The 23,539-nt window shown below is 75.5% G+C and carries 19 protein-coding genes; 7 read left to right on the top strand and 12 right to left on the bottom strand.

Annotated features, from left to right (window positions below; all coding sequences use genetic code 11):
- Window positions 1-60: 60 nt before the first annotated feature.
- The 4 genes from Q8W71_RS09875 to Q8W71_RS09890 form a co-directional block, all read right to left on the bottom strand.
- A complete protein-coding gene (locus Q8W71_RS09875) occupies window positions 61-3,372 on the bottom strand; it encodes an error-prone DNA polymerase (protein ID WP_370875379.1) in 3,312 nt (1,103 codons plus the stop codon).
- Window positions 3,369-4,901 carry a DNA polymerase Y family protein gene (locus tag Q8W71_RS09880; protein ID WP_305525181.1) on the bottom strand — a complete coding sequence of 511 codons (1,533 nt, stop codon included), beginning with the start codon at window positions 4,899-4,901 and terminating at the stop codon, window positions 3,369-3,371. The genes Q8W71_RS09875 and Q8W71_RS09880 overlap by 4 nt, the downstream gene beginning before the upstream one ends.
- A complete protein-coding gene (locus Q8W71_RS09885) occupies window positions 4,828-5,601 on the bottom strand; it encodes an ImuA family protein (RefSeq protein WP_305525182.1) in 774 nt (257 codons plus the stop codon). Before Q8W71_RS09885 ends, Q8W71_RS09880 begins: the two co-directional genes overlap by 74 nt.
- Window positions 5,602-5,775: 174 nt before the next feature.
- Entirely contained in the window at window positions 5,776-6,693 is a 918-nt protein-coding gene (locus tag Q8W71_RS09890; protein ID WP_305525183.1) for an outer membrane protein, read from the bottom strand.
- Between the two features lie 249 nt (window positions 6,694-6,942).
- On the opposite strand from Q8W71_RS09890, the gene Q8W71_RS09895 reads away from it, so the two are divergent.
- From Q8W71_RS09895 to Q8W71_RS09905, 3 genes are all read left to right on the top strand, one after another.
- The gene (locus Q8W71_RS09895) at window positions 6,943-7,155 is read left to right on the top strand and encodes a hypothetical protein (protein WP_305525184.1); all 213 of its coding nucleotides are present in this window, start codon (window positions 6,943-6,945) and stop codon (window positions 7,153-7,155) included.
- Between the two features lie 162 nt (window positions 7,156-7,317).
- Window positions 7,318-10,215, top strand: coding sequence for a PAS domain-containing protein (locus Q8W71_RS09900; RefSeq protein ID WP_305525185.1), 2,898 nt, complete (start codon window positions 7,318-7,320; stop codon window positions 10,213-10,215).
- Between the two features lie 7 nt (window positions 10,216-10,222).
- A complete protein-coding gene (locus tag Q8W71_RS09905; protein WP_305525186.1) occupies window positions 10,223-11,941 on the top strand; it encodes a sensor histidine kinase in 1,719 nt (572 codons plus the stop codon).
- A gap of 114 nt (window positions 11,942-12,055) precedes the next feature.
- On the opposite strand, the gene Q8W71_RS09910 is transcribed toward Q8W71_RS09905, so the two are convergent.
- A complete protein-coding gene (locus Q8W71_RS09910; protein ID WP_305525187.1) occupies window positions 12,056-12,463 on the bottom strand; it encodes a phage holin family protein in 408 nt (135 codons plus the stop codon).
- Window positions 12,464-12,621: 158 nt separating this feature from the next.
- Here Q8W71_RS09910 and Q8W71_RS09915 point away from each other — a divergent pair, with 158 nt between their 5' ends.
- On the top strand, window positions 12,622-12,861 hold the full coding sequence (locus Q8W71_RS09915; protein WP_305525188.1) for a type II toxin-antitoxin system Phd/YefM family antitoxin: 240 nt from the start codon (window positions 12,622-12,624) through the stop codon (window positions 12,859-12,861).
- A gap of 4 nt (window positions 12,862-12,865) precedes the next feature.
- On the top strand, window positions 12,866-13,312 hold the full coding sequence (locus tag Q8W71_RS09920) for a type II toxin-antitoxin system VapC family toxin (RefSeq protein WP_305525189.1): 447 nt from the start codon (window positions 12,866-12,868) through the stop codon (window positions 13,310-13,312).
- Between the two features lie 264 nt (window positions 13,313-13,576).
- Here the strand turns inward: Q8W71_RS09920 and Q8W71_RS09925 are convergent, their stop codons facing one another.
- The 7 genes from Q8W71_RS09925 to Q8W71_RS09955 form a co-directional block, all read right to left on the bottom strand.
- On the bottom strand, window positions 13,577-14,578 hold the full coding sequence (locus tag Q8W71_RS09925; protein ID WP_305525190.1) for an ABC transporter ATP-binding protein: 1,002 nt from the start codon (window positions 14,576-14,578) through the stop codon (window positions 13,577-13,579).
- A complete protein-coding gene (locus Q8W71_RS09930) occupies window positions 14,575-15,552 on the bottom strand; it encodes an ABC transporter ATP-binding protein (protein WP_305525191.1) in 978 nt (325 codons plus the stop codon). The genes Q8W71_RS09925 and Q8W71_RS09930 overlap by 4 nt, the downstream gene beginning before the upstream one ends.
- 169 nt (window positions 15,553-15,721) lie before the next feature.
- Window positions 15,722-16,639, bottom strand: a complete 918-nt coding sequence (locus tag Q8W71_RS09935) for an ABC transporter permease (RefSeq protein ID WP_305525192.1) — start codon at window positions 16,637-16,639, stop codon at window positions 15,722-15,724.
- Window positions 16,636-17,613: an ABC transporter permease gene (locus tag Q8W71_RS09940; protein ID WP_305525204.1), complete on the bottom strand. Its 978-nt coding sequence runs from the start codon at window positions 17,611-17,613 to the stop codon at window positions 16,636-16,638. The genes Q8W71_RS09935 and Q8W71_RS09940 overlap by 4 nt, the downstream gene beginning before the upstream one ends.
- 259 nt (window positions 17,614-17,872) lie before the next feature.
- Entirely contained in the window at window positions 17,873-19,552 is a 1,680-nt protein-coding gene (locus Q8W71_RS09945; RefSeq protein ID WP_305525193.1) for an ABC transporter substrate-binding protein, read from the bottom strand.
- A gap of 171 nt (window positions 19,553-19,723) precedes the next feature.
- Window positions 19,724-20,035: a hypothetical protein gene (locus tag Q8W71_RS09950; protein WP_305525194.1), complete on the bottom strand. Its 312-nt coding sequence runs from the start codon at window positions 20,033-20,035 to the stop codon at window positions 19,724-19,726.
- Window positions 20,032-20,667, bottom strand: coding sequence for a L,D-transpeptidase (locus Q8W71_RS09955; RefSeq protein WP_305525195.1), 636 nt, complete (start codon window positions 20,665-20,667; stop codon window positions 20,032-20,034). The genes Q8W71_RS09950 and Q8W71_RS09955 overlap by 4 nt, the downstream gene beginning before the upstream one ends.
- A 164-nt stretch (window positions 20,668-20,831) precedes the next feature.
- Here Q8W71_RS09955 and argE point away from each other — a divergent pair, with 164 nt between their 5' ends.
- Both argE and Q8W71_RS09965 read left to right on the top strand, forming a co-directional pair.
- Window positions 20,832-21,992 (top strand): acetylornithine deacetylase, encoded by a 1,161-nt coding sequence (gene argE / locus Q8W71_RS09960; RefSeq protein ID WP_305525196.1) that lies wholly within the window; start codon window positions 20,832-20,834, stop codon window positions 21,990-21,992.
- 144 nt (window positions 21,993-22,136) lie between these two features.
- Window positions 22,137-23,539: IS4 family transposase (locus Q8W71_RS09965; protein ID WP_305525197.1), on the top strand; the 1,403-nt coding region annotated here is incomplete at its 3' end.

Below are 23,539 nucleotides of genomic sequence, written 5' to 3' on the forward strand. Positions count from 1 at the left end.
GTCGCACGGGCAGACCGGAGCCCTGGCGAACGTCTCGGGGCCTGCCCTTCGAACGGCCGCTCAGTGGAAGTCCCGGCTGCGGTAGACCCGCCGGTCCGGGGGCGCGCCGAAATCGGTCGCCTCCGGCGGCAGCCGCATCCCGGCCTCGCGCAGGTCGCGCAACGATCCGGTGAGATCGCGAAAACTCTCCGCGACGAGGTGGACGACCTCGCCGGCCCGCTGCACCCGGCCGCGCACCGCCAGGAAGCGGGCCTGCATCGCGGCGCGGCGGTTCTTCTCGAACACGTCCTTCCAGACCACGACGTTGGCGATCCCGGTCTCGTCCTCCAGCGTCAGGAACACCACGCCCTTGGCGGTGCCGGGCCGCTGACGGATCAGCACGAGGCCGGCCAGCGTGACGCGTCCGGCCCTCAGGGCCGGGTCGAGATGGTCGCGCGCGGGGATGGCGCCGAGCCGGGCGAGGCGGGCCCGGAAGAAGGCGACCGGGTGGCCGCGCAGGGACAGGCCGGTGGCGGCGTAGTCCTCGGCCACCGTCTCGGAGGCGGCCATCGTCGGCAGGCGCGCGGCGGGCTCGTGGCGGAAGAGGCCGTCGTCGGCGTGCCACGCGAACAGCGGCAGCGGCGCCTCCAGCAGGCCCGCCCGGCGCCCGCCCGCCGCCGCCTTCCGGGTCCCGCCCCCGTCCAGCGCCCGCACCGCCCACAGGGCGGCGCGGCGGTCGAGGCCGAAGCTGCGGAAGGCGTCGGCCTCGGCGAGCCGTTCCAGGACGGTCCGCGGCAGGGTCAGGGCCGCCTGGAACCCCTCGATGCTGGCGTAGCCGTTGGCGCGTAAGCGCACGAGTCGGCGCATCCCCGCCTCGGGCAGCCCGCTCACCTGCCGCAGGCCGAGCCGCACGGCGCGGCGAGCCGGATCGTCGGACGGCTCCAGGGTGCAGTCCCAGGCGCTGGCGTTGACGCAGACCGCCCGCACCGCGACCCCGTGGGCGCGGGCGTCGCGCACGAGCTGGGCCGGCTGGTAGAACCCCATCGGCTGGGCGTTGAGGATCGCGGCCAGGAACACGTCCGGGTGGCGGCACTTCATCCAGGCCGAGGCGTAGACGAGGAGCGCGAAGCTCGCCGCGTGGCTCTCCGGGAAGCCGTAGTTGGAGAACCCCTTGATCTGCGCGAAGCAGCGCTCGGCGAACGCCCGGTCGTAGCCCCGCCGGGTCATGCCGCCGACGAACTTCTCCGAAAACCCGCCGATCGAGCCGTCGGCCCGGAAGGTCGCCATGGCGCGGCGCAATCCGTCGGCCTCGGCCGGGGTGAAGCCCGCCGCGGTGATCGCGATCTGCATGGCCTGCTCCTGGAACAGGGGCACGCCGCAGGTCCTCTTCAGGACCTCCCGCAGCTCGTCGGCATCGCCGTGTGCCGGGTCGGGCGCCGGGTATTCCACCGGCTCGTCGCCCGTCCGCCGCTTCAGGTAGGGGTGGACCATGTCCCCCTGGATCGGGCCGGGGCGCACGATCGCCACCTGCACCACGAGGTCGTAGAACTCCCTGGGCTTCAGCCGCGGCAGCATCGCCATCTGCGCCCGGCTCTCGACCTGGAACACGCCCACCGAATCCGCCCGCGCGAGCATCGCGTAGGTCTCGGGATCCTCCTGGGGGAGATCCGCAAGCGTCTCGTAGAACCGGCCGTGATCCCGGTCGAGCAGGTCGAGGCCGCCCTTGAGGCAGGTGAGCATGCCGAGCGCCAGCACGTCGACCTTCATCAGGCCGAGCACGTCGATGTCGTCCTTGTCCCACTCGATGAAGGTGCGCTCCGCCATCGCGGCGTTGCCCACCGGCACGGTCTCGTCGAGGCGCCCGCGGGTCAGCACGAAGCCGCCGACGTGCTGCGACAGGTGGCGGGGGAAGCCGATGAGTTCGCGCGCGAGGTCGAGCGCCTGCCGCAGGAGCGGGTTGCTCGGGTCGAGCCCCGCCCCCGTCACGTGCGCGTCCGGCAGGCCCTTGCCCCAGGAGCCCCAGACCGTGTCGCTGATCGCCGCGGCGATGTCCGCGCCGAGCCCCAAGACCTTGCCGACCTCGCGGATCGCCATGCGCGGGCGGTAGTGGATCACCGTGGCGCACAGCGCGGCGCGCCCCCGGCCGTACCTGTCGTAGAGGTGCTGGATCACCTCCTCGCGCCGCGCGTGCTCGAAATCCACGTCGATGTCGGGCGGCTCGCCCCGGTTCTCGGAGATGAAGCGGGCGAACAGCAGCCGGTGCCGGGACGGGTCGACGGCGGTGATGCCGAGGCAGAAGCAGACGGCGGAGTTGGCCGCCGAGCCGCGCCCCTGGCAGAGGATGCCGCGGCCGCGGGCGAACTCCACGATCTGGTTGATCGTCAGGAAGTAGTGGGCGAACGTCTTGTCGCGGATGAAGGCGAGTTCGGTCGCGAGCGTCGCCCGCACGCCCTCGGGGACGCCGTCGGGGTAGCGCCAGACCTCCGCCCGGCGCCACGTCAGCTCCTCCAGGTACTCCTGCGCCTCCCGGCCGGGGGGCACCGGCTCGTCCGGGTACTCGTACTTGAGCTGGCTCAGGCTGAAGTCGCAGGCCTCGGCGATCTCGACCGTGCGGGCCAGGGCTTCCGGGTGGTCGGCGAACAGGCGGGCCATCTCCGCCGGGGGCTTGAGGTGGCGCTCGGCGTTGGCCTCCAGGCGGTAGCCGGCCTCCGCCACGGTGCAGCCCTCCCGGATGCAGGTGAGCACGTCCTGGAGCGGGCGCCGGTCCGGGTGGTGGTAGAGGGCGTCGGCGACCGCGACCATCGGCGCCCCGGCCCGCGCGCCGATCTCGGCGAGCCCCCCGAGGCGGGCGCGCTCGTCGCCCCGGCGGCGGTGGCTGGCGCCGAGCCAGACGCGGCCCGGGGCGGCATCGACCAGGGCGTCGAGGGCGCGCAGGAACGCGGTCGGGGGGACGAGGGGCCGGTCCGGCGGCAGGGCGACGAACACCTGCCCCGCGGCGGCGGCGATCACCGCGTCGCGGGTGATGTGGCACTGGCCCTTGCGCGCCCGCCGGTTGCCCGCGGTGAGGAGCCGGCACAGGCGGCCCCAGGCCTCCCGGTCCATCGGGTAGGCGATCGCCGCGAAGCCGTCCTCGGTGACGAGGCGCACCCCCGGCAGGAACCGGACCGGCGTGCCGGCAGCGGCCAGTTCCCGGGCCGCCGCGTGCGCCCGCACCACCCCCGCGACCGTGTTGCGGTCGGCCACGCCGATCGCCGCCAGGCCGTAGGCCGCTGCCTGCGCGACGTATTCCTGCGGATGCGAGGCACCGCGTAAAAACGAAAAGTTCGTGGTGAGCGCCAGCTCGGCGTAGGCGGTCACCGGGGCCGTCACCGGGGTGATGAGGGGGGCGCTCACGGGAAGATCCCGTGCACGTACCACGCGGCCGGGCGGTCCGGGGCGTGGGGTCCGTCGCGGTAGAGCCACAGGCGGCGCCCGGCCTCGCACTCGATCCGGTAGTAGTCGCGGGGGCCGCCCCCCGCGCGCCACCACTCGGCGGCGATCCGCTCCGGCCCCTCGGCGCGGGCGACCCGGTGCTCGCGGGCGCGCCAGCGGAAGCGGCGGGGCGGCCCGTCGGGGGCGGCGGCGAGCACGTCCCGGGCCGGCTCACCCTGGGCGAAGATCACCAGCGGCCGCGGCGGCAGGTGGTCGGGCCAAGGGGCGGTCGCGGACGTGGACGGGTCCGCCCCGTCCCAGGGCAGGGCGCGCTCGGCCCGCTCCGGCCGGTGGCTCTCCCGGGGGGCGAGGCGCACGAGCCGCCGCCCGAGGCGCTGGGCGAGCGCGTCGGCCAGCGCCCCGACCCGCTCGCCCGCGGGCTCCGCCCCGAGGACGCCCTGCCGGACGGTCACGGCCCCGGTCGCGGTCACCGTGAGCGCCACGGTCTCGAAGCCGAAGCCGGCGTCGAGCCCGGCGCCCAGCCGGTCGAGGCGCAAGGACACCAGGGCGGCGACCCGCTCCGGGCAGCGCTCGGGCCGCGACAGGCCGATGTCGAGGGCGCGCGCCAGCCCGTCGACCCGGTGCAGGGCGAGGCGCAGGGCGCAGGCGCCGAGGCCCGCCCGCTCCAGGCGGGGCGCGATCTCCGCCATCAGGCCGCGGGCCGCCGCGACCACGTCCGCCTGCCGGCCGATCGGGTCGAGGAAGCCGCGGGCGGCCGCGAAGGCGTCGGGGGCGGCCAGCGGCGCCAGCGGCTCGGGCCGGCGGCCGAGCGCCTGGTCGAGGCGCAGCAGCGGCGCCTCGCCGAAGCGGCGGGCGAGGGGGCCCCGGGGCTGGTCGTCGAGGGCGCCGATCCGGCGCAGGCCGAGCCGCCGCAGCCCGGCGACCGTGCCGGGGTCGAGGCGCAGGGCCGCGACGGGCAGGTCGCGCAGGTGCATCGCCGCCGCGCCCGGCGGGGCGAGGATCCGGTCGGCCGGGCCGTGGGCGGCCAGCGCGAAGGCGCCCCCCGGCGTGTCGGCGAGCGCCACCCGCGCGGGAACGTCTCCCCGCGCGAGGCGTCCGGCGAGGTCGTCGAGCAGCGCCGCCTCGCCGCCGCGCAGGTGGCTCGCCCCGGCGACGTCGATGTAGAGCCCGTGTCCCCCTTCCGCGGGGCCGAACGGGGAGACGCCCGGCGCGTAGCCCCCCGCCCAGCGGCACAGGCGCAGCAGGGCGGCCGCGTCGGCCTCCGGGTCGGCGGGGCGGACGTGCAGGGGCACGCCGATCCGCGCCCGGACCCGGCCGAGGGGCTCCCCGGGCCGCAGGCCGAGCGCCCGCGCGCCCGCGTCGAGGGCCACGAGGCGCAGGCCGCCCGGCCCGTCGGCGGCGACCGCCAGCGGGCTCTCAGGGGCGAGCCCCGCCCGCCGCAGCCGCGTCACCGGCCAGTCGCTCAGGCAGACGCAGACGACGCGCGTCACGGTCCCACTCCAGCGTCCAATCGCCGCCGCGCCCGTTGCGGCAGCGCTCCAGCCGCGCCCGCCAGCGCGGGCCGGCGATCCCGCCGAAGCGGTCGCGGGCGGCGGGGGCCGAGGCCACCCGCCAGCGGGTCGCGGCCCCGTTCGGGGGCCCGAGCCCCGCCGGGCGCAGGACGAGCAGCAGCGGCGGGTCCGGGCCCTCGCCCGCGAGGTGCAGGCGCCGGCCGGGCTTCAGCGGCAGGCCGCCGCCGACGAGGCCGAGGAGCGCAGCGAGGCAGCGGGCGTGCAGGGCCGCCTCCAGGGCGCGGAACACCTCCGCGTCGCCGCCCGTCTCCAGGAGCAGCACCCGGCGCGGGTCGAGGCCCAGCGCCGCGAGGCCGTGGCCGTGGGGCAGGGGCAGGCCGGGGGCGGCGGCGATCAGCGCCTCGCCGGGGACCGCGTCGAGGCGGCGGGCGCACAGCGCCAGGGCGAAGCCGAGCGCCGCCGCGCCGTCGGCGGGCTCGGCCGGGGCGACCTCGTGCGGCGGCCCGAGGGCGAGGCCGCCCGGCAGGTGCGCGTCGAGCGCCGGCAGGCCGAGGGGAAGCGCCGGGCCCGGGCGCCGATCCGCGGGGCCGAGCGCCGTCCGCAGGGCCGCGAGCCGGGCCGGGATCCCCGCTGACGGGATCCCCGGGTCCGGACGCGTTCGCGTCGAGGGATTCCGCACCCGCTCCCACCCCGTCTCCGCCGGCTCCGGTCATGCCCGACCATAGGAACACAACGTGAACAAACTCAACGGGATCCGGGGGTACATTCGGCGCGCGGCGGAATGCGCCGCGCCGTCAGGGGGTTGGCCTGTGGACGGGTGTGGACGGGCGTGGATCCCGGGGCGGGCGCCCGGTCAGTTCCAGCCGAGCTTGTAGTTCAGGCCCGCCCGCACCAGGGCGAATCCGGTGTCGGGCCGGAAGCCCGCCGGTCCGCCGAGCAGGGCGACGCCGGGGGTGGCGAGGCCGACCGCCGCGCCCGCCGGGTTGAGGGCGAACAGGCCGGGGCCGCGGTTGTCCCGCTCCAGGCGGACGTACAGGCCCTCGGCCCTGAAGCTCACGGCCGCGGCCCCGAAGACGTTCAGGACCGAATCGGTCGGCAGCGCGACCTCGACGCCGCCGCCCAGGGTCCAGCCGACCCGGAACGCGTCGCTGAAGGCGCTGCCGCCGAACCGGCGGTCGGCGACCGAGCCGTAGGCGAGGCCGCCGGTGGCGTAGACCAGGGTCCGGTCGAGGGCGTAGCCGACGCGCCCGCGCACCGTGCCGAGGACGTCGAGGCCGGACACGCCGTTCGGGTCGTAGACCCGCGTGCCGGGGAGGATGCCGCCGGTGCCGGGAATGCCGCCGAGCCCGTCGGTGGTGACGAACACGACCCGGCGGCGGCTCACCCGGAAGTCGATCGCCTGCGCGTCCGCCTCGGCGCCGACCACGAAGCCCGCCCCCGGGGTGAACTGATGGGTGATCCCGATCTGCCCGCCGAAGCTCGGGCCGCCGAGGCCGCGGTTGCCGGGGAAGCCGAGCAGGCCCGAGGTCGGGGCGCCGTCGGCCCCCGCGAAGACGCCCGCGCCCGCCGGCACGCCCACGAGGGTGCTGCGGCGGGCGCCCTGCGCGTCGAAGGCGCCGCCGAGGTTCACGCCGGCGTAGATCCCGCTCCAGGAGAAGGCCGCGACCGGGGTCAGGAGGATCGGCGGCGGCAGCCGGCTCGGCAGGTCGGCGGCGGCGGCGGGCGAGATCAGCGCGGCGGCCAGGGTCGCGAGAGACGGTATTCTGCGCATGATCCCCCCGAGCGGCGCGAAGCGAATAGGGGAAACATGGACTCTTAACCTTAATGACCCGTGTATTGCGGCACGACACGCAGTCGATCTTGCGCCGGAATGCCATCACAGCCCCGCGAGGCTGGTGGACGAGCGCTGGAGCGGCCCCGGGAGCGCGCCGGCCCGGAGCGGTCCGCCCGGGGCAGGGGCGTTAACCCTTCGTCAACCATGCCCGCCGAGGGTTCCGGTCTTCCGCGCTCGGGGGGCATCATGGGTGGACGCCGGGACTTCGACACGCTGAGCGAGGCGCAGATCGCCGCGGGCCGGATCGAGCCGCGGCGGGTCGCGCCGCGCGCCGGGTTCCGCCCGGGGGCGCCGCGGCCGGTGGCCGACCTGATCGAGACGATCCAGCACGTGGCCGAGGCCGCCACCGGCGAGCGCAGCTTCCTCCACCTTCAGCCCGGGCGCCGGGACGGCCGCTGAGGCCCCGCGCCCGCAATCCGTCCGCCACGAGCCGCTGGCGAGCGCCCGCGCGTTCTGCGACAAACGCGGCATGATCCGGCCCGCCCGTCCCGCCCCCTCCGCCCGCGCCCCGGGCCGCGCGCGGGCGGGCGTGCGGGCGGGTGTGCGGTCGGGCGCGCCGCGTTGAGCGCGGAGGCGGACCACGCGCTCCGGCGGCGGGTGCAAGACCTCGAAGCGGAGGTCGCCGGCCTGCGCGCGGCCCTCGCCGCCAAGCTAGCCCCTGCATCCCCGGACCCCGCACCCCCGGACCCCGCACACCCGGACCCGGACCCGCCGCCGGAGACCGCCTTCGGCCGCGACTTCTGGCGCAGCCCCGCCGCCCTCGGCGAGGCGCTGCCCGAGCCGGACCCGGAGCGGATCGACGACGCCGAGTTCCGCCGCCTCGCCGACCACGTGCCGACCCTGTGCTGGCTCGCCCGCGGCGACGGCCACCTGTACTGGTACAACCGGCGCTGGCTGGACTATTGCGGCACCACGCAGGCGGCGATGGCCGGCTGGGGCTGGCGCAGCGTCCACGATCCCGCCGAGCTGCCGCGGGTGATGGCGGTCTGGGCCGAGGCGGTCGCCACCGGCGAGCCGTTCGAGATGGTCTTCCCGCTGCGCGGCGCCGACGGCGTGTTCCGCCCGTTCCTCACCCGGATCGTCCCCCTGCGCGACGCCACGGGCCGGGTGGCGCGCTGGTTCGGGGTCAACACCGAGATCGGCGCCCAGGTCCGGGCCGAGGCGGCCCTGCGCGCCTCCGAGGCGCGGCTGCGCCGGGCCCAGGCCGCGGGCGGCGTCGGCGTGTTCTCGGTCGATCTCGACGACGACACCCTGCACGCCACCCCGGAATTCTGCCGGCTCTACGGCCTGCCCGCGCGCGCGGCCATGCCGGCGGCGGCGGTCGAGGCCCTGGTCCTGCCCGAGGATCTCCCGGCCGTCTCCGACCCCGCCTCGCGCCGGGCCGGGGCGGCCCCGGGTGACGCCGAGTACCGCATCCGCCGGGCCGATACCGGGGCGGTGCGCTGGATCGCCCGCCGGGGGGAGTTCGAGCGCGGCGCGGACGGGCGCCCGACCCGCTTCGTCGGGGTCGCCCGCGACGTCACCGCCCGCAAGGCGGCGGAACTCGCCGCCGCCGCGAGCGCCCGCGACCTGCGCCTGATCGCCGACGCGCTGCCGGTGCTGATCGCCTTCGTCGACCGCGACCGCGTCTACCGCTTCGCCAACGCCGCCTACCGCGACTGGTTCGCCCGCCCCCCGGAGGCGGTGGTCGGGCGGGCCGTGCCCGACCTGTTCGACCCGGCCGGCTACGCGGCGCGGGCGCCGTTCATCGACCGGGCGCTCGCGGGCGAGGCAGTGCGCTTCGAGATGCCCTGGCCCCACGGCGACGGCCGCCCCCGGCACGCGGAGATCCGCTACCTGCCGCGCCGGGACGCCGCGGGGGCGGTCGACGGCTTCCACGTGTTCGTGCAGGACATCAGCGACGCCAAGCGGGTCGAGGCGGCGCTCCTGTCCGAGGTCGGCGCGCGCACCCGCGAGCGCGACCGGCTGTGGGAGACCACCAACGACCTGATGGGCACGGCCGGCCTCGACGGATTCCTGAAGAGCGTCAACCCGGCCTGGACCCAGGCGCTCGGCTGGAGCGAGGCCGAGCTGCTGGCCCGGCCGTTCACCGCGATCATCGACCCGGGCGACCTCGCCGAGACCGCGGACGTGGTCGCGCGGCTCGCCCGCGGCGAGACCGTGACCGGCTTCGTCGACCGCGTCCTCACCCGGGACGGGGAGCGGCGGACGATCATGTGGACGGCGGTGCCCGACCCCGGCACCGGCCTGTTCTACATCGTCGGCCGCGACCTGACCGAGCAGCGCCGCGCCGAGGAGCAGCTCCTCCAGGCGCAGAAGATGGAGGCGATCGGCCAGCTCACCGGCGGCATCGCCCACGACTTCAACAACCTGCTCACCGGCATCGTCGGGTCGCTGGACCTGATGCAGACCCGCCTCGCGCAGGGGCGCACCGAGAGCATCCCCCGCTACGCCCGGGCGGCGATGTCCTCGGCCCAGCGCGCCGCGGCGCTCACCCACCGCCTGCTCGCCTTCGCCCGGCGCCAGCCCCTGGAGCCGCAGCCGGTGGCGGCCAACCCCTTGATCTCGGGGATGGAGGATCTGCTGCGCCGCACGCTGGGCGAGCGGGTGCAGCTCGAACTCGTCACCGCGGGCGGCCTGTGGCTGACCCTGTGCGACCCGCACCAGCTCGAGAACGCGGTGCTCAACCTCGCCATCAACGCCCGGGACGCGATGCCCGAGGGCGGGCGCCTCGTGATCGAGACCGGCAACAGCCACCTCGACCACGCCTACGCCCGCCGCCACCCCGGGGTGGCCGAGGGCCAGTACGTCTGCGTCAGCGTCACCGATACCGGGGTGGGCATGAGCGCGGAGACCGCCGCCCGGGCGTTCGACCCGTTCTTCACCACCAAGCCGATGGGCCAGGGCACGGGGCTCGGCCTGTCGATGATCTACGGCTTCGCCAAGCAGTCGGAGGGCCACGCCCGGATCTACTCGGAGCCGGACCGGGGCACGACGGTCAAGCTCTACCTGCCGCGCCACCGCGGGCTGGAGCCGCCCGCGGCCGCGGCGGCCGGGCCGGCGGCGGCGCTGCACCGGGCCGAGCGGGGCGAGACGGTGCTGGTGGTCGAGGACGAGCCGGTGGTGCGCGACCTGATCGTCGAGGTGCTGGGCGACCTCGGCTACGCCGCGCTCCAGGCCGCCGACGCGGCCGCGGGGCTCGCGATCCTGCGCGGGCCGGGGCGGATCGACCTCGTGATCAGCGACGTCGGCCTGCCCGGCGCGCTGGACGGCCGGCAGATGATCGAGGCGGCGCGCGCCGTGCGGCCCGGCCTGAAGACCCTGTTCATCACCGGCTACGCGGAGAACGCGACCTTCGGCAACGGCCACCTGGAGCCGGGGATGCGGATGATCACCAAGCCGTTCCCGGTGGAGGCGCTCGCCGCGCGCGTGCGCGCGATGATCGCGGGGCAGGACTGAGCCCCGCATGTCGCTCACCACGCGGATCCTGCTGCTCGTCCTGCTGGCGCTCGCCCCCGCGCTGGTCATCCAGGGCTACAACGAGGTCGCCCTGCGCAAGAGCCGCGACGAGGCGGTGCGCGCCGACGCGCTCGCCACCGCGCGGGCGGTGGCCGGGGATTTCGCCGGGCTCGTCGATTCCATGCGGCAGGCCCTCGACCTCGTCTCCGAGGACCCCTCCGTGCGGGCCCGCGACCCGGCCGCCTGCACCGCCTACCTCAGGCGCGCGGACGCGCGGCTGCCGCACGTCATCGTCCTGGCGCTGACCGAGCCCGACGGCACGGTGATCTGCGACAGCGCCGGCTCGGCGCCGGGCTCCCACACGAACGGCGACCGCGCCTACCACCGCCGCGCGGTGGAGGGCGGCGTCCCGGGCGGCGGCGTCGTCGTCGGCGGCTACGCGGTCGGCACCGTGACCGGGCGGCCCTCGCTGCACTTCGCCCGGGCGATCCACGGGCCGGACGGCGCGGTGGCGAGCGTGCTCTCCGCCGGCGTCGACCTCGACTGGCTGTCGGACCACCTGCAGCAATCGGTGCGCCAGCCGAGCACGGCGATGACCATCACCGACCGCGACGGGGTGATCATCGCCCGGCGCCCGGACGGGCCGTCCTGGATCGGCCGCCGGATCCCGCCGGAGCGGGAGGCGATGCTGGCCGCGCAGGGGGACGGCGCGCGCGACGACCGGGGGCTCGACGGGCGGCGGCGGATCATCGCCACCGTGCTGCCGGGCGGCGCGCTCGCGGGGGCGCGGGTGGTGGCCGGGCGCGACCGCGCCGCGGCCTTCGCCGACATCGACGCCGCCACCCGCCGCGGCCTGGTCCTGATCGCGCTGGGCGTGGGGCTGGCCCTGGCCGCCGCGCTCGTGGCCGGGCGCCTGTTCATCCGCCGGCCGTTCGAGCGGCTGCTGCGCACCGCCGCGGCGTGGCAGGCGGGGGATCTCACCGCCCGCACCGGCCTCTCCGGCCGGGACGAGTTCGGCCGGCTCGGGAGCAAGCTCGACGCGATGGCCGGCACCCTCCAGCGCAACGAGGGCGACCTGCGCGCCGAGATCCGCCGGGGCCACGCCCTCCAGGAGCAGCAGGTGACGATGCTGCACGAGCTGAACCACCGGGTGAAGAACACCCTGGCCACGGTGCAGGCGCTGGCCCGGCAATCGGCCAAGGACGAGGCGGGGCGGGCGGGCCCGCAGCTCGAAGCCCGCATCCTCTCCCTGTCGAAGACCCACGACCTCCTGACCCGCGCGGACTGGAGCGGCGCCCCCCTCGCCGAGGTGCTGGAGAACGAGCTGGCGCCCTACCGGGCCGGCTCCGACCACATCGTCCTCGACGGTCCCGACGTGTCGCTGCCGCCGCGGCACGTGCTGGCGCTCGGCATGACGATCCACGAGCTGACCACCAACGCGGCGAAGTACGGCGCCCTCTCCGTGCCCGGCGGCCGGGTGGGGGTGACGTGGTCGGTGGCCGGCGCGGGGGCGGGGCGGCGCCTGCGCCTCGCGTGGCGGGAGAGCGGCGGCCCGCCGGTCGCCCCGCCGACCCGGGCCGGCTTCGGCACGCGGCTGATCGCCGGCGGGGTGCGGCGGGAGCTGGCGGGGGAGGTCGACCTCGCCTTCGACGCGGCGGGCCTGCGCTGCACCCTCGACGTGCCGCTGGAGCCCGCGCCCGGCGCGATGCTCGCGCCGACCCGGTAGGATCCGGGTTCCCGAAGGGCCCCGCCCTTCGGCGGGTTTTCAGGGCAGAGCCCTGAAGCGCGCGGGGCTCCACCCCGCCCCCCGCGAGAGGGCTCGCCCTCTCGACACCCGGGATCAGGGGCGCTCGCGTGACACCGGGGCGAAGGCCCCGCCCCGGGCCCGCCACGTCCGCCACGGCTCCAGGTTCGACAGGGCCATCCGGCGCGCCCCGAGCCGGCCGAGGACCAGGGCGGCGGCGAGGAAGGGCAGGGCGACGAGGGCCGCCGCCGGCGCCTCCGAGCCGAACGGCACGGCGAGCAGCTTCACCACGGCGTCGAGCCCGAGGAAGAACACGATCACGAAGATCAGCGGGATCGCCCCGAGGATCGCCACGAGCCGCACGATGGCCCGGAAATTGGCGTCGGTCTCGACCCGGGCGAGCGTCAGCAGGCCCTCCACGTGGGTCGCGCCGTCGCGCAGGGCCGCGCCGAGGAGGTCCGGGATCGGCGCCTCGCGGGGCGGGGCTCTGTCGGGGTCGCGCATGGGTCGGGGGCTCCTGCCGGGGGCTCCGGCGGCAACCGCGGGGCGGCCGGGCCGTTCCCGGCGACACGGGGACGGGGACATGCGAAGGCCATTGCCGCGGCCGCCGCGCGTTCCTACTGTGACCACAAGGGTCATCGTGGCGGTCATGGAGCGGTGCGGTGCGCGAGATCCAGCTTCGGGATGCCAAGGCGACCCTGTCGGCGGTCATCGATCGGGCCAAGCAGGGAAGTCCCTCGCTCATCACGCGCCACGGCCGGCCCGAGGCCGTGCTGCTCAGCTTCGCGGAGTGGCAGCGGCTCTCCCAGGTCCCGTCCTTCGGCCGCCTGCTCATGGCCGCCCCTGTGGAGCCGGACGACCTGTCCCCGCATCCGGGCGGCCTCAGAGACGCCGCGCTGTGACGCCGTGTACCTCGTCGACACCAACGTCCTCTCCGCCGGTGCACCGACCAAGGCCGTTCCCGCCGCCGACCTGATCGCCTGGATGGATCGCAACAGCGCCCGCCTGCGCCTCTCGGTGATCACCGTCGCCGAGATCGAGGACGGGATCGCCAAGAGCCGCAGGGAGGGCGCGACCCGGAAGGCCGAGCGCCTCTCGGCGCGGCTGGAGACCCTGCTGCACCTGTACGGCGCCCAGGTGCTGCCGATCGATCTCCAGATCGCGCGCCAGATCGGCCGGCTGGCCGACGTGGCCCGGGGCCGGGGGCATGCGCCCGGCCTGGCGGACCTCGCGGTGGCGGCCACGGCCCAGTGCCACGGCTGGACGGTCCTGACCCGCAACGTCCGGCATTTCGCGCCCCTCGGCGTCCCGGCGCACGATCCGTTCGAGGCCCTTCCGGCCGACGCCGCGTGAGCGATCGCTGGAGTGGAAAACCTATTCCGTATCGGATGCTTGAGCGAACGCCTTGACGCGTCGCTTCAGGATCCGCGACGGTTCGGCGCCTCGTGCAGCATCGGGTCAGAGGGATCGGGGTCGTCTCGGTCCATCCTGGCGAGCGACGGCGAAGCAACCCGAGCGCGCCACGTCCGGCGAGGGCGCGCAGCCCTGGATCGCGTCGCCTGCGGCTCGCGGGGACGAAGCGGGCTGGGGCGACCGGGCGTCCAGCCGGAGGCGGGATCAGAAGAAATCCGCGCGGTCGCGGTGGCAGGCGACCCGGCGGCCGTCGCCGAGGCTGCGCGGCTCCGGCCGCTCGACCCGGCAGCGGTCGATGACGTGCAGGCAGCGCGGGTGGAAGGCGCAGCCCGAGGGCGGCGCGAGGGGGGAGGGGGGCTCGCCCGGCAGACCCCGGTAGCGGCGCCGGCCCGGCTCTAGCCGCGGCGTCTGCGCGAGCAGGCTGATCGTGTAGGGGTGGGCGGGCGTGGAGAACAGCGCCTCGGCCGGCGCCTCCTCGACGATCCGGCCGAGATACATCACCGCCACCCGCGTCGCGACGTGGGCGATCACCCCGAGGTCGTGGCTGACGAACAGGTAGGTCAGGCCGAGGTCGCGGCGCAGGTCCAGGAACAGGTTGAGCACCTGCGCCTGGATCGACACGTCGAGGGCCGCCACCGACTCGTCGAGCACCAGCATCCGCGGGCGCACCGCGAGCGCCCGGGCGATGCCGATGCGGGCGCGCTGGCCGCCGGAGAACTGGTGCGGGTAGCGGCCCATCGCGTCGGCCCCGAGGCTGACCCGGGCGAGCAGGTCGGCAACGTAGTCCCGCTTCTCCTGCCGCCGCACGAGGCCGTGCGCCACGGGCGCCTCGCCGACGCTGTCGAGGACGGTGAGCCGGGGGTTGAGCGCGGCGGTGGCGTCCTGGAACACCATCTGCACGGCGAGCCGTTCCGCCCGCCGCTCGGGGGCGGGGAGGGCGGCGAAGTCGCGGCCGCCCCGCAGCATCCGCCCGGCGCTCGGCGCGTACAGGCCGGCCACCACCCGCGCCAGGGTGGACTTGCCGCAGCCGGACTCCCCGACCAAGCCCACCACCTCGCCCGCCGCCACCGCGAGGTCCACCGCCGTCACCGCCCGCACCGTCGCGGGCGGCCGGCGCTCGCCCAGCAGGCGGGCGATCCGCGCGGCGAGCGAGGGGGATCCGCCGAATTCCTTCGAGACGGTCTCGAGAGCCACGAGCGCGGTCACGCGAGGGCCGCCTCCAGCGGGTAGCGGCACAGGGCCTGCCGGTCGGGCTCCCGCCGGACCAGGGGCGGCGGGGCGGCGCAGTCGGCCCGCGCCCGGTCGCAGCGGGGGGCGAAGGCGCAGCCCGGCGGGCGCCGGTCGAGCGCGGGAGCGAGGCCGGGGATCTGCGCCAGCGGCGCCCCCCGGCGGTTGCGGCTCGGCGCCGAGCCGATCAGCCCGGCGCTGTAGGGGTGGAGCGGCGCCGCGATCACGTCGGCCACCGGGCCCGCCTCCACCACCCGGCCCGCGTACATGACGAGCAGCCGGTCGGCCAGCCCCGAGACCACCGCGAGGTCGTGGGTGATCCAGATCAGGGCCGTGCCGCTCTCGGCGCAGAGATCCTGCACCTCGGCGAGGATCTGGGCCTGGATCGTCACGTCGAGGGCGGTGGTCGGCTCGTCGGCGATCAGCAGGGCCGGCCGGTGCAGCAGCGCGATGGCGATCGCCACCCGCTGGCGCATGCCCCCCGAGAGCTGGTGCGGGTAGGCCGCGAGCCGCGCGTCGGGGGCGGGGATGCCGACCCGCACCAGCGCCTCCCGGGCCCGCGCCCGGGCGGCCCGGCGCGAGACCCGCTCGTGGGCGGTGATCGCCTCGACGATCTGGGTCTCGACCCGCAGCACCGGGTTCAGCGTCGTCATCGGGTCCTGGAAGATCATCGCGAGGCGCCGGCCCCGCAGGGGGCGCAGCTCGGATTCGGGCAGGCCGGCGAGGTCGCGGCCCTCGAACAGGATCTCTCCCGACGCGACGCGGCCCGGGGCCTCGATCAGGCCCATCAGGGCGAGGCCGGTGACCGACTTGCCCGAGCCCGACTCGCCGACCAGTCCCACCACCTCGCCGCGGGCGACCGCGAGGTCGAGCCCCTCGACGGCCAGATGCTCGCGGCCGCGCTGGGTGAAGCCGACGGAGAGGCCCGCGACGGAGAGGACGGGGGCGGTCATCGAAGCCCCCCGCCCGGCCCGATCCCATCCGCGCCCTCATCCTGAGGTGCCGCGGAGCGGCCTCGAAGGAGCCCTCCAGAAGCCGCGCGATCCCTGGAGCCCTCCTTCGAGGGCCGCTGGCGCGGCCACCTCAGGATGAGGATGCGGATCGGAGGGGGCGGGAAGTCCCTCACGCCGCCAGCCGCGGGTTGAGCACGTCGCGCAGGCGGTCGCCCACGAGGTTGATCGCCACGATCACGACCACCAGAGCGAGGCCGGGGAACGTCGAGATCCAGTACTTGCCCGACAGCAGGTAGTCGTAGCCGTTCTTGATCAGCAGCCCCAGCGAGGGCTCGGTCACCGGCACGCCGACGCCGAGGAAGGACAGGGTGGCCTCCAGCGCGATGGCGTGGGCGACCTGCATCGTCGCCACGACGATCACCGGCGCGAGGCAGTTCGGCAGCAGGTGGCGGAACAGCAGGCTGGCGCGCGGCAGCGCCAGGGCGCGCGCCGCCTCCATGTAGTCCCGCCGCCGCTCGACCAGCGCCTGGGCGCGGATGGCCCGGGCGTAGTAGGCCCACTGCACCGCCACCAGGGCGATGATCACCTTGTCGATCCCCCGCCCGAAGGCGGCGAGCAGCACCAGCGCGATCAGGATCGCCGGGAAGGAGAGCTGGAGGTCGACGAGGCGCATCAGCGCGGCGTCGAGGCGCCCGCCCGCGTTGGCCGAGAGCACGCCGAGGCAGGCGCCGAGGCTCGCGGCGACCACGGTGGCGGTGAGGCTGACGACGAGCGAGACGCGCAGGCCGTAGAGGATCGCCGAGAGCATGTCCCGCCCCTGCGCGTCGGTGCCGAGGCGGTAGACCGCGCCCGAGAACCCCTCGCCGCCGGGGGGGAGGGTGGCGTCCATCACGTCGAGGCTCGCGAGGTCGTAGGGGTTCTGCGGCGCGATCCAGGGCGCGAAGAGCGCGGCGAGCGCCACCGCGACGAGGACCGCGAGGCCGAGGCTCGCCCCCGGCGCCCGGAAGAAGGCGCGACCTTGCGCCCGCCAGACCGGCTCGGGCTTCTTCGGGACCGGCTCGGCGGCGACGGCGGGGGCGGCGCTCACGTTCCCGCCTCCGCCAGCCGCACCCGCGGGTCGAGGGCGGCGAAGATCAGGTCGATGACGAGGTTGATCGCCACGAACAGGCACACCGTCAGCATCAGGTAGGCGACGATCACCGGCCGGTCGAGGCGGTTGATCGAGTCGATCAGGAGCTTGCCGATCCCGGGCCACGCGAACACCGTCTCGGTCACCACCGCGAAGGCGATCATCGAGCCGAACTCCAGGCCGATCACCGTGACCACGGGCAGGAGGATGTTCTTGAGCACGTGCACGCCGACGATCCGGGCGGGGGTGAGCCCCTTGGCGCGGGCGAAGCGGACGTAGTCCTGGAGCATCGCCTCGCGGGTGCCGGCGCGCGCCAGCCGGATCACCACCGCGAGCTTGAACAGGGCGAGGTTGACCGCGGGCAGGATCAGGTGGCGCAGGCCGTCGAGGGTCAGGATCGCCAGCGGCACGCCGAGCACGTCCACCGTCCGCCCGCGCCCCCCGGCCGGCAGCCAGCCGAGCGAGACCGAGAAGATCAGCACCAGCATCAGGCCCTGCCAGAAGTTCGGCAGGGAGAAGGCGAGGATCGAGCCGCCCATGATCGCCTTGCCGGACGCCTTCTCGGGGCGCAGGCCCGCCCACAGCCCGAGCGGCAGCCCGACCGCCACCGCGAGGACGAGGGCGGTGAGCGCCAGTTCGAGGGTCGCGGGCAGCCGCTGGAGGATCACCGTCACCGCCGGCTCGTCGTAGACGAACGAGCGGCCGAGGTCGCCGTGCAGCGCCCGCCACGCGAACAGCCCGAACTGCACCCACAGCGGCTTGTCGAGCCCGAGGCGCGCGGCGATGGCCGCCCGCTCGTCCGGCGTGGCGTCGGGGGCGGCGAGCACGTCCACGGGGTCGGCGATGGCGTAGACGCCGACGAACACCAGGGCGGCCATCGCGGCCACCGTCAGCAGCGCCTGGCCGAGGCGCTGGAGGAGGTAGGTCAGCAGGGGAGGCGCGCCGCCAGCCCTCCCCCCCGACCGATCTCGGGCTTGCCCGAGATCGGCACGCCTCCTGTCGAAGTCGGGCAAGCCCGACTTCGAGCGGGGGAGGGTGGGCCGGCCGTCAGGCCGGGTCGGGAGAGGGGAGCGCCGCATCCAGAGAGGTCGCGTCGCGTGCCCCATCCTCCAGCGTCGCGCTGCCCCTCTCCCCCCCTGCCACGCAGGGTACCCTCCCCCGCAGAGGGGGGAGGGAGGAGAGCGGCCCCCCTCACTTCACCACCTCGACATCCATCGCCAGCGTGTACTGGTCGATCCGCGGCCGGTAGCGCAGGCCCTTGGCGGTGGCCCAGGTCGACACCTCGAAGTGCAGCGGGATCAGGGGGTAGTCCTGCATCGCCAGCGCCGAGGCCTGCCGCAGCAGGGCTTCGCGCTTCTGCGCGTCGAAGGTGCCCATCGCCTCGATCGTCAGCCGGTCGACCTCCCGGTTGCAGTAGCGCCCGCGGTTGGTGAAGCCGCGGCCCGTGGCCGGGTCGAAGCAGAGCAGCAGCGAGTTCAGGGAGTTCGACAGCTCCCCCGAATCCGCCCCCCAGCCGGCGAGGTAGGCCGAGAAGGCGAAGGCGTTGCGGCGGGTGAAGAAGGTCGAGGCGGTGGCGGCGTCGATCCCCGTCTTCACGCCGATCCGGGTCCACATCTGCGCCACCACCTGCGCGATCTTCTCGTCGTTGACGTAGCGGTCGTTGGGGGTGCCGAGCGTGATCTCGAAGCCGTTCGGGTAGCCCGCCTGCGCGAGAAGCTCCTTGGCGGCCTTCGGGTCGTAGGGGACGACCGGGAAGCCCTGGGTGGTGCCCGACAGGGGGAAGGGCAGCAGCTCGCCCGCGGCCTGGGCGACGCCGCCCATCACCCGCTCGACGATCGCCTTGCGGTCGATCGCCTTGGACAGGGCCTCGCGCACGCGCACGTCGCGCAGGGGGTTGGCCGGCAGCGGCTTCCCGTCGGCGCCGCGGATCGTCGGCGTCTTCCAGTCCGGCCCGTCGAACTGGTCGAGATGGATGTAGATGATCCGGTTCGACAGCCCCTTGGCGACGGAGAAGCCCGCCCCCTCGATCCGCGGCAGGTCCTGGATCGCCGGGCTCTCGATCAGGTCGACGTCGCCCGCGAGCAGCGCGGCCACCCGCGGCCCGGTCGAGGGGATCGGCTTCATCGTCACGGTGTCGAAGGTGGCCGGCCTGCCCCAGTAGGCCGGGTTCTTGGTCAGCACCACCTGCGTGCCGCGCACGTACTCCTTCAGCGCGTAGGGGCCGGTGCCGACCGCGACCTTCGGGTTCGCGAAATCGGTGGATTTCGGCGGGGTGCCCATGCCGGAGCAGCCCCCTTGCGCGAACGTCACCGCGCCGGGCGCCCCCGACGCCTTGGCGCTGAGGAGGCCGATCGCCGTCAGGTTGTTGGGCAGGAGCGGCAGCGGCCGGTCGGTCTTGATCACCACGGTGAGCGGGTCGGGCGCCTCGACGGCCGTGAACGGCTTGACGAAGGTGGCGAAGGAGGAGGGCGAGTTCTCCACCAGCGGCACCCGGCAGAAGGTGTAGATCACGTCGTTGGCCGTGAACGGGCTGCCGTCGGAGAACCGGACGTCCGGCCGCAGCTTGAACTCCCAGGTCCTGTCGTCCCGGGCCGTCCACGAGAGGGCGAGCGCCGGAATCAGCTTCATCTCGGGATCGTTGTCGATCAGCCCCTCGAAGATGTGGCGGCGCAGGGCGTTGTTGGGGCCGAGATTGTGGAAGTGCGGGTCGACCGAGGTCGGCTCGGCCGAGAGCCCCATCCGCAGGTCGCGGGCCTGCGCCGACCCGGCGCCGAGGGCGAGGAGGCAGGCCAGGGCCGCCGGACCCGCGGATCGCCGGATTCCCGCCCGCCGAACCGGGGTCGAGGTCGGCGGGGAGCACGCGAGCGTCATGCGGGGGTCCGTGAGCGGGTTACGCGACAGGGCGGGCGGCGCGCGGCGCGGAGGGTCGCCCATCGGCGGCCCAAGCGTCAATCGTGCCAGAGGGGGCTTCCGTGCGCTTCCGCGGGGCTTGCGCGAGCGCCTTCGGGCGGGACATCGCCCGGCCGGGATGGAGCGGGGTCCTCAGAAGCCCGGCCGCGCCCCGGGGACCGTGCCGCCGTAGCCCCAGCCGGTCAGCGGTGGGGCCGGAAGCCGCTCGCGGGTGGCGGGCGGCAGGTCGCTCACCGCCGGGCGCGCGAACGCCCAGGCCGGCCACAGGACCAGCCGGTCGTGCGCGGCCATGCGCGCCAGCACCCGGTCCGAATCCGCTTGCGCCGGACCGCGCCGGGGCCGGGCCTCGGCGGGCGCGGCCGCCAGCACCGTCGCCAGTCCTGCCGCCAGCCCCGCCGCGTAGCCGAGGGCGGCGCCCGCCCGCACGGGTGCGCGCCCGCTCACCAGCCGCCGTCGTAGGCCGGGCCGTACCCCGATCCGTAGCCGTAGCCCGAGCCGTACCCGTAGGCCGGCGCGTAGGCGGGGCGCCCGGCCGGGAGGTAGGTGACCGCCCGCGCCCCCGTCTGGTCGTCGTCGAAGTCGTAGGCGTTGCCGCGGCGCCGGGCGCTCCGGACCGCGCGGCCGGCATCGGCCACCGCGGCGCCCTCGCCCTCGATGCGGATCCGGGTGTTGCCCATCCCCTGCGCCTTCACGAGGCCGAATAGGGTCGCGGCGTTGCGCACCGAGAGCCGGACGCAGCCGTGCGAGGCGGCCCGGCCCAGGGCCCGCGTGTGGTTGGTGCCGTGGATGGCGTGGCCCTGCCCGGTGAAGAACAGCGCGAACGGCATCGGCGCGTCGTCCCACTCCTTCGAGAAGTGGGTGCGCTCCATCCGGAACGGGCGGTAGGCGCCCGAGGGCGTGTCGTAGCGCGGCACCCCGGTCGAGACCGGCCAGGAGTAGCGCGGCACGCCGTCGACCGCGACCTGCATCCGCTGCGCGTCCTTGTCGATGGTGATGGCCACGTCGGCCCGCGCCGCCCCCGGCCCGGCGGCCGCGAGCAGGAGGGCCGACAGCAGCGTGGCGAGACCGGTACGCATGACGATCCTCCTCGGGCCGGGGCCCCGGCGGGAAACGGCCGAGAAGCGGCCGCGAAACGGCGAAGCCTGTGATCACGGCTACGCCGCGGCGCGCCCGCGGTTCCCGGATCGGGTAGTAAGACTCCCGTGAACCCTCCGATCGGATCCCAGCCCCGATGGACGCCATGACCCGAGACGCGGACGCCGCCGCGCTCCTCGCCCGCCTCGTCGCCTTCGACACGGTGAGCGCCCGCTCCAACCTGCCCCTGGTCGACTGGGTCGAGGCCTACGCGCAGCGTCACGGCGCCGCGGTGGAGCGCGTGGCCGACGCGACCGGGGCGAAGGCCGCCCTGTGGATCACCCTCGGCCCCGCCGACCGTCCGGGCTACGTGCTCTCGGGCCACAGCGACGTGGTGCCCACCGACGGCCAGCCCTGGACCTCGGACCCGTTCGTCCTGCGCGAGGAGGCGGGCCGGCTCTACGGCCGCGGCACCTCCGACATGAAGGGGTTCCTGGCCGTCTGCCTCGCGCTTCTGCCGGAGATGGCGGCGGCGGACCTCGCCACGCCCCTTCACGTCGCCGTCTCCTACGACGAGGAGGTCGGCTGCCTCGGGGTACGGCCGCTGCTCGCGCGGATGCGGGAGCGCTTCCCCGCGCCGCTCGGCTGCTTCGTCGGCGAGCCGACGGGGATGGCGGTGGTGGTCGGCCACAAGGGCAAGGCGGCGTTCCAACTGACCTTCCGGGGCAAGGCGTGCCACTCGGCGCTGGCGCCGCAGGGGGTCAACGCCGTGGAGTACGCCGCCCGGTTCATCGACCACGTCCGCCTGCTCGGCGAGCGGCTGGCGGGGGAGGGGGCCCGCGACGGCCTCTACGACGTGCCCCACACCACCGCCCTGTCGAGCGTGGTGCACGGCGGCTCGGCCCTCAACATCGTGCCCGATGCCTGCGCGGTGGCGTTCGAGGTCCGGGCGATCGGCGCCGACGATGCCGGGGCGCTGGCGGCGGAGGCGGTCCGGTTCGCCACGGACACGCTCGCCCCGCTGATGCGGGCGGGGGACCCGGCCTGCGGCGTCACGGTGGAGCCGCTGATCGACTATCCCGGCCTCGACACCGACCCGGAGGCGGAGCTCGTGACGCTGGCCAAGCGGCTGGCCGGCCGCAACGACCACGCGAAGGTCTCCTACGGCACCGAGGGCGGCCTGTTCGACGCCGCCGGCGTGCCGAGCGTGGTGATCGGCCCGGGCTCGATCGCCCGGGCGCACCGGGCCGACGAGTACGTGACCCGGGCCGAACTCGACGCCTGCGCCGCCTTCGTGCGCCGGCTGATCGCGGAATGCCGGGGGTGAAACATTCGGATTCCCAAAGGGATGGATCCCTTTGGTGGGGTGTCGGGGCAAGGCCCTGACGGATCGCAGGGCTCCGCCCTGCACCGGCGAAAGGGCGCAGCCCCAGCCCTTTCAAGGTGTTTGCGCTGGCCCCAAGTCCTTGCGATGACGGGCACATCGGACGGATTGGGGCCACTCTGGGGCGCTGTTCTGGAGCGGTTCGAGCAGCAGGCGCCGGCCAGCGTGATGGCGCGCACGCTGCTGGAACAGGCGTTTCCGGCGCCCTGGCTCGACGCGGTGTTCGCGCAGCATCGCGGCCGCCAGTACGAGCGCACCTTGCTGTTCTCGACGGTGGTCGAGCTGATGATGCGTGTGGCGGTGGGGTTGCAGCCTTCGCTGCACGCGGCAGCCCGGCAGGCGGAGCCTCTGCCGGTGTCGCTGACGGCGCTGTACGACAAGCTCAAGCGCACCGATCCGGACCTGCTGGGGGCGCTGGTGCGCGCGAGCGCCGAGCGGCTCGGCCCGGTGCTGCCGGCGCTGGGTCCGAGCCCGGTGCGGCTGCCGGGCTACGCGATCCGGATCCTCGACGGCAACCACCTGCCGGCCAGCCAGAAGCGCCTGAAGGCCCTGCGCGGCGTGCGCGGGGCGGCCCTGCCCGGGCTGGCGATGGTGGTCTACGATCCCGACAGCGGCCTGGTGACCGATCTGGTGGCGGGCGAGGACGCCTACCAGCACGAGCGTGCCCTGGCCGCCCCCCTGCTGGAACGGGCCGGTCCGGGACAGGTCTGGATCGGCGACCGCCACTTCTGCCCCGGCGCGCTGCTGCGCGGCTGGGCGGCGGCCGGGGCCAGCTTCGTGGTGCGCGAGCACGCCAACCATCCCCGCCTGCGGGATGCGGGAGACTGGCACGCGGCGGGCCGGACCGAGACGGGCCGCCTGCGCGAGCAGACGATCACGCTCGATCCACCCCAGGAGCATCCACCCCAGGAGCCTCCGCCCCAGGAGCATCTACCCCAGGAGCCGTCGGGCCCGGAGCAGGCCGTCCCGTGGCGGCGCATCGAACTGACCCTGGCGCAGCCGACCCAGGCGGGCGACCGGGTGCTGCGGCTGTGGAGCAACCTGCCGGCCACGGTGACGGCCGCGCAGATCGCGCAGGCCTACCGGGACCGCTGGCGCATCGAGGGCATGTTCCAGCGTCTGGAGGGCGTGTTGCGCAGCGAGATCCCGAGCCTCGGTCATCCGCGCGCGGCGCTTCTCGGCTTCAGCGTGGCGCTGCTGGCCTACAACGTGCTGGCGCTGATCGAGCGCTGCGTGGAGCGCGCGCACGCCCCGGACGCGGGGGCCGCGCCGAAGGTGTCGCTGTATCACCTCGTGCTGCAGATCCGCAGCGGCTACGATGGCCTGTGCATCGCCCTGCCGCCCGAGCACTGGGCGGCCTGCGGCCCGATCGACCCGCCAGCCCTGGCCGCGCGCCTGCTGAGCTTGGCCCGCCGCATCGACCCCGCACGCGTCAGAGCCGGCCGCCGAAAACCCAAGGATCGAACGGCAAAGTCCGGGCCCACCAGCGG

This window comes from Methylobacterium amylolyticum (assembly GCF_030700245.1).
GTDB lineage: Bacteria > Pseudomonadota > Alphaproteobacteria > Rhizobiales > Beijerinckiaceae > Methylobacterium.

Excerpts from the sequence above, each read along its gene's own strand:
- Q8W71_RS09890 (WP_305525183.1), bottom strand. The coding sequence starts at position 6,693 with ATGCGCAGAATACCGTCTCTCGCGACCCTGGCCGCCGCGCTGATCTCG.
- Q8W71_RS09895 (WP_305525184.1), top strand. The coding sequence starts at position 6,943 with ATGGGTGGACGCCGGGACTTCGACACGCTGAGCGAGGCGCAGATCGCC.
- Q8W71_RS09905 (WP_305525186.1), top strand. The coding sequence starts at position 10,223 with ATGTCGCTCACCACGCGGATCCTGCTGCTCGTCCTGCTGGCGCTCGCC.
- Q8W71_RS09910 (WP_305525187.1), bottom strand. The coding sequence starts at position 12,463 with ATGCGCGACCCCGACAGAGCCCCGCCCCGCGAGGCGCCGATCCCGGAC.
- Q8W71_RS09930 (WP_305525191.1), bottom strand. The coding sequence starts at position 15,552 with ATGACCGCCCCCGTCCTCTCCGTCGCGGGCCTCTCCGTCGGCTTCACC.
- Q8W71_RS09945 (WP_305525193.1), bottom strand. The coding sequence starts at position 19,552 with ATGACGCTCGCGTGCTCCCCGCCGACCTCGACCCCGGTTCGGCGGGCG.
- Q8W71_RS09955 (WP_305525195.1), bottom strand. The coding sequence starts at position 20,667 with ATGCGTACCGGTCTCGCCACGCTGCTGTCGGCCCTCCTGCTCGCGGCC.
- argE (WP_305525196.1), top strand. The coding sequence starts at position 20,832 with ATGACCCGAGACGCGGACGCCGCCGCGCTCCTCGCCCGCCTCGTCGCC.